This window comes from Nonomuraea sp. NPDC052634, from assembly GCF_040678535.1.
GTDB classification, from domain to species: Bacteria; Actinomycetota; Actinomycetes; order Streptosporangiales; family Streptosporangiaceae; genus Nonomuraea; species Nonomuraea fastidiosa.
Map to the genome: position 1 here is coordinate 55,751 of NZ_JBFATY010000012.1, position 12,993 is coordinate 68,743.

Genomic DNA, 12,993 nt, shown 5'->3' on the forward strand with positions numbered 1-12,993 from the left:
GTACTAACCCCCGAAAACTTAGACGAGAACGTGCTCTCGGCTCTGCTGAGGCGAGCCCACGCCGTGCCTGCGCGTGAAGAGCCACATCCGGTACACAAGGAAGACCTCGTTGGCGAGCAGCAGCGCCCCCGACGCCGCGGCGAGCGGGATGAGCGCCCACGCCCCCGCGATGGGCGCGATCACGAACACCGCCGCGTGAAACTCGATGCCGCTCACGAGGTGCGAGCGCACGCGATGACGGGCCAGGAACCTGTTGAGCCTGCGGAAGAACCGGTGGAAGGTCCGCGACCGGGGCGTACGCCCCCGCGGCTCGCCCTCCGGGTGCTCGGTGAGGAAGGGATCCGGGCCGACCGGGTCCACCCCGAGTGGATCGGCCCCTAGTGGATCGGCGCTGATCTGCTGCGGGCCGCCCAGGAGGTGCGGTTCGGCCTCCTGCCGTTCCTCTCTGATGGCCTCGCGCACGCGCTTCATCTGCGGTGCGTTGACGTATCTGAACAGGTCCAGGACCGCCACCGCCGCGCCGAGCACGACGTAGCGCACGTCGCCTGTCAGCGCGTACTGCCCGTACGCCAGCCCCCCGGCGCACAGGACGACCCTGATGCGATCCCCCACGTAGTCCAGCCAGAGGCCGAACGGCGTGCCCGTGCCCTTCAGCCGGGCGATTTTGCCGTCCACGCAGTCGATCATGAAGCTCAGATAGAAGAAGCCCGCGCCCGCTATGAGGTGGTTCGCCGCGAAACATGCGGCCGACACCGTGCCGAGGACCAGCGAGAGCACGGTGAGGGCGTTGGGCGTGAGCCGGGTGTGGTTGGCGACGGGAAGGGCGACCCGGCAGGCGACCGGATCCACGAAATAGACGGTCCACCAGGAGTCTCTCCGCTTGCGTGTCTCGTAGACGTCATCCAGCGAATAGGTCCTCATGGATCCCAGCATGACCACGCGACGCGCCGAAGCGATTACGCTCTGGAACTACTGGGGGATGTCCATGCCTGTTCTTGACCATCCCGGCACTGACCCCAGCGACGACCACCGCCACGTTCCCCCCGACTCCCCGTCGCGGCACCAGCCCTTGAAGACCAGGCCGCGCATCTCGGCCCGCACGCCGAGCTTCCAGGGGCGGGCGGCGCCGGCCAGGCGGGCGGGGTCCACGGTCGCGATGACGCCGTAGCGGCCCTTGCGCCGCACCTCCAGCGGCACCCTGCGGCGGCCGTCGCTGAGCCAGAGGTTCACCTTGGGCACCTTGCGGTCCACCCGGTGGATGCCGACGTGGACGCGCAGCCGGTACTCGCCGCCCGTCCACGTCCACTCCTCGACCTTGGCGATCAGCTTGAGCTCGTCGCGGGCGTCGAACACCTCGTCGGGGATGCGCAGGCGGCGGTCGCGGAAGAACGGGTAGTCGCCGTACCAGCCGGTCGTGCGCCAGCCGCGCGGCACCACGCGGGCGCTGTCCTCGCGTCCGCGACGGAACTCCCGCACGGTGCGCAGCTCCCGCAGCAGCCCGCGCCGCAGCAGGTGCAGCTCAAGGCGGCGCAGCGAGGGCGCGCTCGCCAGCACGTGCGGCCCCAGCTCGGCCAGCCAGGCCCGGCCCAGCTCCAGCAGCGGCCCCGGGTCCTGCGATCCCTCCGCGCACCGCTCCAGGGCCTGGAACAGGAAGACCGTGTCCTTCTCCAGCACGAGCGCGTCGAACCCGTCGAGCAGCTCGGGCGCGCGGTCGTCGAGGAACGTGCGCACCGAGCGGATGGCCGACAGCCGCTCCTGGAGGTTGGGCAGCTCGGAACGGCGCTGGGTGATCGAGGTGCCGCCCTCCTCGCGTTTGCGCCAGTGGTAGACGACGTCGCCGACCATGTCCACGCCGGTCGCGAGCACGTGGGCCTGCATGGCGACCGGCACGTCCTCGTAGATGCCGGCGGGGAAGCGCAGGCCGCAGCGGTCCCAGAAGGCGCGCCGGTACACCTTGTTCCAGACCGTGCGGTCCCTGATCAGGACCGGCTTGTCGGTGATGTGCGTGCACAGGTGCGGCCTCCTGAACACCTTCTCGTGCAGGACCGACTCTTCGAGCTCGCCGTCCACGAGCCGCCGCACGGCGCCGGTGGCGAGGTCGGAGCCGGTCTCGGAGAGCGTGCCGACCAGCCGCTCGTACGCCTCGGGCGGCACCACGTCGTCGCCGTCGGCGAAGGCCAGGTACGTGCCGCGCGCCCTGGCGATGCCCCGGTTGCGCGCAGGACCCGGCCCCATGTTGTGCTGGACGACCAGGACGAAGCGGCTGTCGCGCGCGGCGAAGTCCTCGGCGACGCGCCCGCCGCCGTCGGTGGAGCCGTCGTCCACGACGATCACCTCGATGTCCTCAAGGGTCTGCGCCGCCAGCGACTTCAGGCACTCGGTCAGGTACGGCTCCACGTCGTGAATGGGGACGACCACGCTGAGCAGGGGGATCATGCCTTATTGCTCCTTGCACTCGGTGTGCGTTCGAGGGCAGCATGCCGTGGCGCCCGCCCCGCCTACGCCTGCGATGGCCGTCCCTGATGAGCTCTTTACCGAGCACGTAATCCGCTACGTTGTGCAAAGGATCGAGCACGAACGGTAGGGGGAGCCGTGTTGAGAGCAGCCCGCGAGGACGACCTGCCGGCCATGCGCCACTGGCGCAACCACCCTCGGGTCCGCGCCACCAGCTTCACCACGCACGAGATCACGCCGGACGAGCACGCCCGCTGGTGGGCGGCCACCCGCGCCGACACGAGCAGACGCGTGCTGATCTACCACCACGAGGGGGCCGCCGCCGGGGTCGTCACCTACACCGGCATCGCGGGCGGCGCCGCCCACTGGGGCTACTACCTCGACCTCGACGGCCTGGAGCGGCAGGGGCTGCTGCTGCCCGCCTGGATCGGCCTGGAGCGCGCGGCCATCCAGCACGCCTTCGGCCCGCTCGGGCTGACCACGCTGCGCGGCGAGGTGCTGGCCGGCAACGAGCCGGTGCTGCGGCTGCACCGGCGGTTCGGCTTCGCCGAGGTGGGCTCCTACCGGCGCGAGATCGACGGCGTGCCGCGCGACGTCGTCACCATCGAACTCAGGAAGGAGCACGCATGATCTCCATCGGGGGGCGGCCGATCGGGCCCGGGCATCCGCCGTTCGTCGTCGCCGAGATGTCCGGCAACCACAACGGCAGCCTGGAGCGGGCGCTGGCCATCGTGGACGCGGTGGCCGACGCCGGGGCCCACGCGCTGAAGCTGCAGACGTACACGCCCGACACGCTGACCGTCGACTGCGACGCGCCCGCGTTCCGGGTGGGCGACGAGCACGAGCTGTGGGGCGGCGAGACGCTCTACCGGCTCTTCGAACGCGCCAGCACGCCGTGGGAGTGGCACCGGCCGATCTTCGAGCGGGCCCGCGAGCGCGGGCTCGTCGCGTTCTCCGCGCCCTTCGACCCCACGGCGGTCGAGCTGCTGGAGAAGCTGGAGACGCCGGCGTACAAGATCGCCTCGTCGGAGATCGTGGACCTGCCGCTGATCCGGCTCGCGGCCGGCACCGGCAAGCCGCTCATCATCTCGACCGGCATGGCCACCGCCGCCGAGATCGACGCCGCCGTCGCGGCGGCCAGGGGCGCCGGGTGCACGCAGCTCGCCGTGCTGTCCTGCACGGCCACCTATCCCGCGCCGCCCGGCGAGAGCAACCTGCGCTCGCTGCCGCTGCTGTCCGCGCTCACCGGCGCGGTGGTGGGTCTGTCGGATCACACGCCGGGCATCGGGGCCGCGCTGGCGGCGGTCGCTCTGGGCGCGTGCGTGATCGAGAAGCACGTGACGCTGTCGCGGGCCGACGGCGGCGTGGACGCCGCGTTCTCGCTGGAGCCGGCCGAGCTGGCCGCGCTGGTGGCCGAGAGCGAGCGGGCCTGGCAGGCGCTGGGCGAGCCGGTGATCGGGCCGCGGCCGTCGGAGCGTGAGGGGCTGCGGTTCCGTCGTTCTCTGCATGTCGTACGCGATGTGCGGGCGGGCGAGCCGGTCACCCCTGAGAACGTGCGCTCGATCCGGCCCGCCGGTGGGCTGCATCCCGACGCTTTCGACCAGGTCGTGGGACGGCGGTTCGTCCGTGATGTTCCGCTCGGTACGCCGCTGAGCTGGGATCTGATCTAGCGCCACTCACGGCTGGATCCGAGGCTTCAGCAGGAGCCGGCGTTTCGGCAGGAGGGCGAGGAGGGCGTCGGCGACGCGCTCCCTGCCTTTGCCGTCCACCAGCCCCCGGCCTCGGCCGCCGAGCTCGTCGCGGGCGGCGGGGTCGGCGAGCAGCCGCGCCAGCACGCCGGTGGCCTCGCCACAGGGGGACGGGCCGAGCGGGGCGGCCGCGCCCAGGCCGACCAGTTCCTCGTAGCCGATGAGCTGGTTGTCGGCCACCCAGGTCAGCGCCGTCGGGACGCCGAGGTGCAGCAGCTCCCAGACGGCCGAGCCCGCCGCCGTCACCACCAGGTCGGCCGCCGCCATCAGCTCGGGCAGCCGGTCGGTGGGCGGGATGACGGCGATCGAGCCGGCGTCGAACGGCGCCGGGCTGACGACCGTACCGGAGAAGGGCAGGCCGGTGGCGTTGAGCGCGTCCGCCCAGCGAGGGGCGACGCCCGCGCTGTCAGTGCCGCCGAAGAAGCAGAGCACGCGCGGCGGTCCCGGCTCGCGCGGTGGCCGCGTACGCGCCCGCACGCTGTCGCGCAGCAGCACGTAACGGGCGCCGGCAAGCCGCCGGCCCGGCAGCGTGAAGGGCCGTCGCTCGGCCCCGAGGTTCTGGTCGAGGTAGAGGTCGGCCTCCTGGCCGAGCGGGTCGCCGTCGATGATGGCCAGCACCGGCAGGCCCGCCGCCCTCAGCGTCGCCCCGGTGTCCTGCGGCAGCGCGTACGAGTCGAGTACCACCGCGTCCAAGGCCAGCTCGCGGGCCAGTGCCGCCAGGCCGGCGGGCTCGCCAGGGGCCGGGACCAGCGGCAGCCCGCGCCCGTCGAGCTGGGCCCGCGCCCACGGCGAGTCGCGTACCTCGCCCAGGAAGACGACCTCGACGCCGCGGGTGACCAGCTCCTCCGCGAGCGCCACGCAACGTACGAGATGGCCGACCCCGCTGCGCGCGCCCGCGTCACAGCGCACCCCGACGCGCACCGCCCCGCCCGGCACCTCGCCCGAAGACCCGCCCGGCACCTCGCCCGAAGACCCGCCGGGCGAACCGCCCGGCACGGCCGCGCCCAGAGACCCGGCGCTCACGCGTCCTGGAGTGCCTTCTGCCGGACGTGGGCGTTGAGACCGCACACCTCGGGATGCTCGCGCAGCCACCCGATCAGCGTTCTCGCCGGGACGCACCGGTCGCCGAGCGCGGCGACGACGGCGGAGATCAGCCGCCAGTCGTCCTCGGTGTCGAGCGTCACCCGCAGGTCGCCGGCCGCCGGGCGGTAGGTGAGGCCGAGCAGCCGGGACTCGCCGGGATGCTCGTACAGGTAGGAGGTGACGTGGGTGCGGTGGAAGCCGGTGGCCTCACGGTCGGCCCTGGCCAGCGCGGAGCGCCCGGCGATCTCGACGTCGAGCCCGCGCGGCAGCGTGCGCTCCAGGCTCGTGCTCAGGTAGTCGAGCCCGGGAACGGCGCGGAAGACCAGCGCGGCCTCCCTGATCACGGCCGGGTCGAGCAGCGGGCAGTCGGCGGTGAACCGCATGACCGCGTCGCACCGGCGCCCGTCCAGCGCCTGCACGAACCGGGTCAGCACGTCGTCGACCGGCCCCCGGTGGCAGGCCACGCCGAGCCGGTCGCACTCGCGGGCCACCGCGTCGTCGGCCTGCTCGGTGGTGGTGGCGACGAGCAGGTCGTCGAGCGCGCCCGCCTCGCGCGCCGCGCGTACGACCCAGGCGAGCACCGAGCGCCCGCCCAGCTCGCGCAGCACCTTGCCGGGCAGCCGCGTCGATCCCATCCGAGCCTGGATGATCCCCACAATCCGCACCGAAGCCCCAATCCCCCGTGTGACTCTTCGTCATCGTGTGGTCGCGCTATGCTACCGGCTTGCCACGACGACTACAGCGCCGTCCGGCGCACTCAGGGGGCCACGTGAGCATTCTCAGTGGATCGTCGATTCTGATCACCGGAGGCACGGGGTCCTTCGGCAAGGCCTTCATCCGCCACGCGCTCGACTCGCTCGGGGTCCGCCGCCTGGTGGTCTTCTCCCGCGACGAGCTCAAGCAGTACGAGAGCAAGCAGCTCTTCGGCGACGACGAGCGCCTTCGCTGGTTCATCGGCGACGTACGCGATCGCGACCGCCTCACCCGCGCCATGCACGGCGTCGACCACGTCGTCCACGCCGCCGCGCTCAAGCAGGTCGACACCGCCGAGTACAACCCGTTCGAGTACGTCCGCACCAACATCGCCGGGTCGCAGAACGTCGTGGAGGCCGCCATCGACTGCGGCGTGCGCAAGGTCGTGGCGCTCTCCACCGACAAGGCGAGCAGCCCCATCAACCTCTATGGGGCCACCAAGCTGGTCGCCGACAAGCTGTTCGTCTCGGCCAACCACTACGCCGCCGCCCACGAGACCCGCTTCTCCGTCGTGCGCTACGGCAACGTCGTCGGCAGCAGGGGCTCGGTGGTGCCGCTCTTCCAGCGCCTGGCCGAGCAGGGCGGCAGCCTGCCGATCACCGACAAGCGCATGACGAGGTTCTGGATCACGCTGGAGCAGGCCGTCAGGTTCGTGGTCGACTCGTTCGACCTGATGCAGGGCGGCGAGCTGTACGTTCCGCGCATCCCCAGCATGCGCATCACCGACCTCGCCGAGGCGCTGGCGCCGGGCAGCCCGATCTACGAGATCGGCGTGCGGCCGGGCGAGAAGCTCCACGAGGAGATGATCGGCCCCGACGACAGCCGCAGGGCGCTGCGCCTGGCCGACCGCTACGTCGTCCAGCCGACCATCGCCACCTGGGGCTACAAGCCGCCGGAGGGCGGCGAGACCCTGCCGGAGGGCTTCTCCTACCGCTCCGACACCAACGACCAGTGGCTGTCGGTCGACGACCTGCGCGCCATGGTGAACGGCTGATGCTGCCCTACGGCCGCCAGTCGATCGACGAGTCCGACGTCGAGGCCGTCGCCGAGGTGCTGCGCGGCGACTGGCTGACCACCGGGCCCGCGGTCGGCAGGTTCGAGGCGGAGCTGGCGTGGTGGACGGGCGGCGTGCCGTGCGTGTCGGTCACCTCGGGCACCGCCGCGCTCCACGTCGCCTACGTCGCGGCCGGGGTGGGCGCGGGCGACGAGGTCATCACCTCGCCGCTGACGTTCGTCGCGACGGCCTCGACGGCGGCGCTGCTCGGCGCGCGGGTGGTCTTCGCCGACGTGCAGCCCGACACCGGCAACCTCGACCCCGACGCCGCCGCCGCGCTCGTCACCTCCAGGACTCGGGCGATCACCGCCGTCGACTACGCCGGCCATCCCGCCGACTACGACGAGCTGCGCGAGGTGGCCGGGCGTTGCGGGGCGGCGCTGGTGGCCGACGCCGCGCACTCGCTCGGGTCGGCGTACAAGGACCGGCCGGTGGGGTCGCTCGCCGACCTGACCACGTTCTCGTTCTTTCCCACCAAGAACGTCACCACGGCCGAGGGCGGCGCGGTGGCGGCGGCCGACCCCGCCATGCTGCGGCGCGCGGCCCGCTTCAGGAACCACGGCCTGGTCAGGGAGCCGGCCGAGCAGCGTCACCCCGACGAGGGCGGCTGGCACCAGGAGGTGCACGCGTTCGGGCTCAACTACCGGCTGCCCGACGTGCTGTGCGCGCTCGGCATCAGCCAGCTCCGCAGGCTCGCGCGCTTCCGCGAGCGGCGGGCTCGGCTGGTCGCCCGTTACGACACGCTGCTGCGCGACGTGCCGGGGCTGACGCTGCCCGCGCAGCGCGCCTACGTCAGCCCCTGCCGGCACCTCTATCCGGTCAGGATCGGCGGCGGGCGGCGGCGCGAGGTCTACGACCGCATGCGCGCGGCCGGCATCGGCGTGCAGGTCAACTACGTACCGGCCTACTGGCATCCGGTGTTCGAAGACCTCGGCTACCGCCGCGGCCTGTGCCCCGACGCCGAGTCCTACTACGCCGAGGAGCTGTCGCTGCCGCTGTGGCCCGGCATGACCGACGCCCAGCAGGACCGCGTCGTCGAGACGCTGGCGGGCATCCTGCGCTGAGCCCGGTCGTCAGCGCTCGGCCAGCAGCAGGCAGCCGTCCTCACTGCGGTCGATGAGGAAGCGGCGCTCGTCCACGGTCGTGATCGTGCGCTGCCGCGAGCGTACGATCGGGCGCAGCGGGCGGCCCTGGTCGATCATCACTTCCCACCACGACTCGTGGCCCACGCACTCGTCGATGCCGGCCAGCGGGACGCATGCGCTGAACTTCTGGCCGTCCAGCTCCACCGGGAAGTACATCTCCTCGCCATCGCTCTTGCGCCGCAGGCGCAGCACGGGCTCGCCGTCGCCCAGGTCGGTGAGCCGTCCCGACAGCAGCAGGTCGCCGCCGTCCACCCGGCAGTCGCCGATGACCGCCTGTGCGGTGCGCACCCGGATGCCCCAGGCTCCCTTGGCGCTGCGTACCGGCACCAGCCACACCCCCGACGTGCGGCGCGGCGCGGGTATCAGCGGCGGCAGCCAGCGCGGCCCGGCCACCCGGCACTCAAGGCGCAGCCCGCCGCCTTTCACCCGCACGTGCAGATCCCACTGGCCGTGCCGGGCGAGCTGCCCCCGCGACATCACCTCCGGGTCGAAGGCGAACCTGAACGGGAAGGCGTGCTCGGGCGCGCGGACGCCGTCCTCCTGCTCGACATCCTCCCAGGTGGGGAAGCTGTCGTTCTCCGACAGCACGACGGTGTCGCCGGTGCCGCGCTCGCGCAGCCACGTACGCACCCGCGCCCGCCGCAGGTCGCCCACGTCGAACCTGCCGACCGCGACCCGGCCCGCGCCGTGCAGCACGCCGTCGTGCCAGTCGAGGCTGACCAGCCTGGCCTGCAGGCCCAGCTCCTCCGAGACCTCCGACAGGTGTCCCGGCATGGCGGGGTGGCGGCCGTACCAGCGCTTGCGCAGCCACCCCGACGAGCCGACCTTCGGCAGCAGCCGGCCCTGCCTGGCCTCGGCGTAGACCCGCGACAGCTCGCCGAGCCTGCGCCGGTGCAGCAGGTGCACCATCAGGCGGTGCTCGAACGGGATGCTCAGCCACGCCTCACGCGACACGCCGTCGAGATAGCGGGCGGCCAGGTCCACCAGGTCGGGTTCGGCGTCCTCGCCCATGGCGGCCATCGCCTCCACCGCGACCGTCATGTCGATGTCCAGCGTGTCGCGGTCGAAGTCGGTCTTGAGCCCGGGGGCGCCGCGCGCCAGCAGCTCGGCCGTCTGCGTCACCGACAGCAGGCGGTCGCGCAGGTTGGCCGGCTCAAGGCGGCGCTGGGTGATCGAGGCGTTCTGCTCGTCGCGCTGCCGCCAGTGGTAGACGACCCTGGCCAGCACGTCCACCGACTCGGCACCGACGTGGGCGGCCATGGCGACCGGCTGGTCTTCGTACATGCGCTCGGGGAAGCTCAGGCCGAGGCGGTCCCAGAAGGAGCGGCGGTAGACCTTGTTCCACAGCATGCGGTCGCGGACCAGCAGCGGATGCCGGGTGATGTGGGTGCGCTTGGCCGGTTTGGCGAACGCCTGCCGGTGCGCCCACGACGGGATGAGCAGGTTGCGGTAGAGCCGCATCACGTTGCCGCAGGCAAGATCGGAGCCCGTCGTCTCCAGCGAGGACACCATGCGCTTGAACGCGTCGCGCGGCACGGTGTCGTCGCCGTCCACGAACGCCAGGTAGGTGCCCGTCGCATGGCGTACGCCCACGTTGCGGGCGTGGCCCACCCCGTGATTGTCCTGGCTGAGCAGCTTGATGCGCGGGTCCTGCGCCATTCTGGCCTCGACGGCGGCGGCCCCCTCGTCGCCGCTGCCGTCGTCCACGCAGATCACCTCCAGGTCGTCCAGCGTCTGCGCGGTGATGGAGTCAAGGCAGGGTCCGATGTACTTCTCGACGTTGTGGAACGGGACGATCACCGAAAGAACCGGCACAGGAGCTCCTCATCGTGTGGTCAGCCGGACAGCAGCCGCATGACGCGGCGGGCGACCTTGCGGGGGCGGGCCAGTCGGCGGGAGAGGCGGTATCCGAGCGTTCTGCGGTAGGCGGTGGCCTTGCGCTGCGTCCTGCGCAGCTTGGCCTTGGCCCGCACCAGCTCGCGCTCGCGGTAGGACAGCTTGGTCTCCAGGCGGGAGATCCTGGCGAGGGCGGCGGTGAGCTGGTCGGCGAGCCGGTCGCGGGCGCCCAGCAGATCCCGGTACGTCGGCGCGTGCTCGCCCAGCTCGGCCGGCTGGCCCAGCTCGGCGTCCAGCTTGCGTGCCAGGTCGAGGTCACCGTGGTCGCAGGGCCGCTCGGCCATGCCGCACAGCGTCAGCGCGAGCTGGTCGGCCTGCAGCGGCCACGGCCACGGATGGTGGTGCCCGGCCGCGAGCAGCCGGACCGCGAACCGCCACAGGATCCGGCACAGCACCACGCGCGGCTCCCGCGGCGTGACCGGGGCGGCGGACGGGTTGACCGCGGCGAAGCGCTCGCCGTCGTAGACCAGGCTGTCGGTCGCCGCCGACACCTCACCGCTTCGCTCCAGCCACTCGGCCAGCGACGACAGCAGCTCGCGCACGGTCTTGACGTCCTCGCGGGCGCACGCCTCGACCAGGATCTCCTCGACCACGCGGCCTGCGGGGACCGGGCGCTCCTCGCCGTCGGGCAGGCGCCTGGTGCCGTGTCCGGTCAGCTCGTACAGGGACCGCCCCTCCTCGATGAGGCCGAGCGGCAGCTCCACCGGATGCGCCGGGTGCCCGCTTTCCGCCGGCGCCGGCTGCACCCGGTCACCGCTGTCCGCGGACACCGGCCCCGACGGCGCCGGATGCGCCTGGTCGGCGGTGAGCGGCGGGCGCGTGGCGACGGCCAGCCACAGCGGTGCCAGCTCCTCGCCGAGCCCGTGCCTGAAGACGAGCCTGGTCAGGCTGAGCGGGTCGGCCACCAGCATGCGGTCGCTCTCCCGGGCGCTCAGCGGGAACGTCAGCGCCTCGGGCAGCTCGCCCGCCAGCGCCTCGCGCGACAGCAGCGAGCGCGGCGCCTCCCGGTCGGGGTAGGCGGCGTAGCAGCGCTGCGGGCTCAGCCCCGCCGACTCCAGCCCGTGGTCCAGCGCCGCCGGGCCGCCCGGGTAGCTGGGGTCGAAGCCGTGCGGCGCCCACTGGTCGTCACCGCACTCGCGGTCGGCGGGCCTGGCCTCGATGAACCGGTCGATGCCGAGATCGTTGCGCACCACGAGGACCAGCCGGCCGCCCGGTCTGGTCAGCCCGGCCAGCGCGGCCAGCGACTCGCTCCACGCCGACGCGGGCGCCTCCGCCGAGTGCGTACGCAGCAGGCCGTCGAGCGCCAGCACCAGGTCGTACGGCTCGGCGACGTCCAGCGCCTCAAGCCGCCCGCAGAACACCTCCAGCTCCGGGTGCCGCTCCCCCAGGGCGCGGGCGTCGGGGAACGAGCGCACCAGCGCCGCCGCCGAGCCCGCCCTGGCCACCACGTCGTCCACCACCTGCTCCGGGTGCGGGCCCACCAGCAGCACCCTGCCGTCCGGGGGCACCAGCCGCCTGATCAGCTCCAGTGCCGCGCCGCGCCACTCGGTGACGCCCCCGATGCCTGACATGTCCGACCAGAGCAGCATCTCGCCGCCGATCAGCCGTACGTTCGCGGGCGCCTCGTTCACGCTCATCTCCGCACTCCACCCCGATCGCCCGCTTCAGCCCCCTTGAGTCCGGCCGCCGCCTTCGGCAGGTCGGCACGGACCACCGCACCCGCCCCAGAACGTGCGCCCTCCTCGGAACGTGCGGCGGCCCCGAAACGTGCGGCCGCCTTCGGGAGGTCGGCACGGACCGCCGCGCCCGCTCCGGGATGGGTGGCCGCGGCGGTGGGCCGGGGGCGGCGTCTCGTCACCGCCGCCGACGGTGCGCTGCGGGCCCGCTTCCATCCGAACATTCGCCGTAGCTCCTCCGGTGTCGCCTGATACTCGAATCCCAGCTCGCGCCGCGCCACCTCGGCCGCCAGCTCGGTATCGACCTGCGTGCCGTGCAACTCGGGCCAGAGCCGCATGCGGCGGGCGGTGCCGCCGTACTCGGGCCGCTCGTCCTCGTACTGCATCGGGTCTCCGTAGACGGCGACCTCGCAGCCGACGGACGCGCCGTAGAACAGCGCGCTGCCGAGCCGGTTGGAGGCCACCCTGCGGTGGCGCCGCAGCTCGACGAGCTGCTTGCGCAGGAAGTCGCGGCCTCTCGCGTCCCAGCGGGAGCCGCGCTCACCGTGACAGATGACCCGGAACCCCCTCGATTCGTACGCCCGCCGAATGTCCGGATTTGCGAATTCCAACCAATAAAGGCAGACCGTTACCGGGCCAATCTCGACATCTCGGATTTCATCGGCGAGCCTGGCATGGTCTCCGCTGACGGAATACTTCTCCCAGCCATGAAAGGGATACCAGATCGTACCCTCGCGATCCTGCCGTACGCCGAGGTCGGGCTCCAGGTAAAGAAGGTAGATCCACGGCGCGCCGATGAGATAGTGCCCCCGCCGGCCCATCGACCATCCCCTGCGACGCAGCACGTCCGACCAGATGAAACGCGGATATCCCGGGCTGCACCAGTGGTCGTTTGGCGGAAATCCATGCAGATAGTTCCATCCATGCTGGAGGAAACCTTGAATGCGCTTTGGCGCCTCATCCGGCATGCCACAGTATCTGCCGAGAATGCGGGAGTGCCCGTACCAGTGATTGGATTCGTCCATCATTCCCCCCGTACGGCTGGCGTGTCCTTCCCGACATTCCCAGCACCCATCACGGGTCACGCATCGTTATACGCTTCCATTACTCAGGTCGGGGGCTTGGTTTTTCAAGGCGTTCCCGATACGGCTACACTTCGTCATGGCTCGAAGACAGAGAGTGAG

At 72.1% G+C, this 12,993-nt stretch carries 11 protein-coding genes; 4 read left to right on the forward strand and 7 right to left on the reverse strand.

What is annotated here, in order from left to right:
* Positions 1–18: 18 nt before the first annotated feature.
* Both AB0K67_RS34375 and AB0K67_RS34380 read right to left on the reverse strand, forming a co-directional pair.
* Positions 19–921, reverse strand: coding sequence for a CDP-alcohol phosphatidyltransferase family protein (locus AB0K67_RS34375; RefSeq protein ID WP_364068467.1), 903 nt, complete (start codon positions 919–921; stop codon positions 19–21).
* Positions 922–969: 48 nt separating this feature from the next.
* The gene (locus tag AB0K67_RS34380) at positions 970–2,436 is read right to left on the reverse strand and encodes a glycosyltransferase family 2 protein (protein ID WP_364068469.1); all 1,467 of its coding nucleotides are present in this window, start codon (positions 2,434–2,436) and stop codon (positions 970–972) included.
* Positions 2,437–2,592: 156 nt separating this feature from the next.
* Here AB0K67_RS34380 and AB0K67_RS34385 point away from each other — a divergent pair, with 156 nt between their 5' ends.
* Together AB0K67_RS34385 and pseI are read left to right on the forward strand one after the other, a co-directional pair.
* Positions 2,593–3,084 (forward strand): GNAT family N-acetyltransferase, encoded by a 492-nt coding sequence (locus tag AB0K67_RS34385; RefSeq protein WP_364068471.1) that lies wholly within the window; start codon positions 2,593–2,595, stop codon positions 3,082–3,084.
* A complete protein-coding gene (gene pseI / locus AB0K67_RS34390) occupies positions 3,081–4,124 on the forward strand; it encodes a pseudaminic acid synthase (protein WP_364068473.1) in 1,044 nt (347 codons plus the stop codon). Before AB0K67_RS34385 ends, pseI begins: the two co-directional genes overlap by 4 nt.
* Before the next feature lie 6 nt (positions 4,125–4,130).
* Here pseI and AB0K67_RS34395 read toward each other — a convergent pair whose 3' ends face one another.
* A complete protein-coding gene (locus tag AB0K67_RS34395; RefSeq protein ID WP_364068475.1) occupies positions 4,131–5,225 on the reverse strand; it encodes a hypothetical protein in 1,095 nt (364 codons plus the stop codon).
* Complete coding sequence (locus AB0K67_RS34400) at positions 5,222–5,950, reverse strand: glycosyltransferase family protein (RefSeq protein WP_364068477.1); 729 nt, start codon at positions 5,948–5,950, stop codon at positions 5,222–5,224. The genes AB0K67_RS34395 and AB0K67_RS34400 overlap by 4 nt, the downstream gene beginning before the upstream one ends.
* Before the next feature lie 104 nt (positions 5,951–6,054).
* On the opposite strand from AB0K67_RS34400, the gene pseB reads away from it, so the two are divergent.
* Together pseB and AB0K67_RS34410 are read left to right on the forward strand one after the other, a co-directional pair.
* Positions 6,055–7,032, forward strand: a complete 978-nt coding sequence (gene pseB, locus AB0K67_RS34405) for a UDP-N-acetylglucosamine 4,6-dehydratase (inverting) (RefSeq protein WP_364068479.1) — start codon at positions 6,055–6,057, stop codon at positions 7,030–7,032.
* Positions 7,032–8,156: a DegT/DnrJ/EryC1/StrS family aminotransferase gene (locus tag AB0K67_RS34410; RefSeq protein WP_364068482.1), complete on the forward strand. Its 1,125-nt coding sequence runs from the start codon at positions 7,032–7,034 to the stop codon at positions 8,154–8,156. The genes pseB and AB0K67_RS34410 overlap by 1 nt, the downstream gene beginning before the upstream one ends.
* Before the next feature lie 9 nt (positions 8,157–8,165).
* Here AB0K67_RS34410 and AB0K67_RS34415 read toward each other — a convergent pair whose 3' ends face one another.
* The 3 genes from AB0K67_RS34415 to AB0K67_RS34425 are packed head-to-tail and all read right to left on the reverse strand — an operon-like array spanning position 8,166 to position 12,777.
* Positions 8,166–10,052 (reverse strand): glycosyltransferase family 2 protein, encoded by a 1,887-nt coding sequence (locus tag AB0K67_RS34415; RefSeq protein WP_364068484.1) that lies wholly within the window; start codon positions 10,050–10,052, stop codon positions 8,166–8,168.
* A 20-nt stretch (positions 10,053–10,072) separates the two neighbouring features.
* On the reverse strand, positions 10,073–11,770 hold the full coding sequence (locus AB0K67_RS34420) for a hypothetical protein (RefSeq protein WP_364068486.1): 1,698 nt from the start codon (positions 11,768–11,770) through the stop codon (positions 10,073–10,075).
* Positions 11,767–12,777, reverse strand: coding sequence for a hypothetical protein (locus AB0K67_RS34425; protein WP_364068488.1), 1,011 nt, complete (start codon positions 12,775–12,777; stop codon positions 11,767–11,769). Before AB0K67_RS34425 ends, AB0K67_RS34420 begins: the two co-directional genes overlap by 4 nt.
* Positions 12,778–12,993 lie beyond the last annotated feature (216 nt).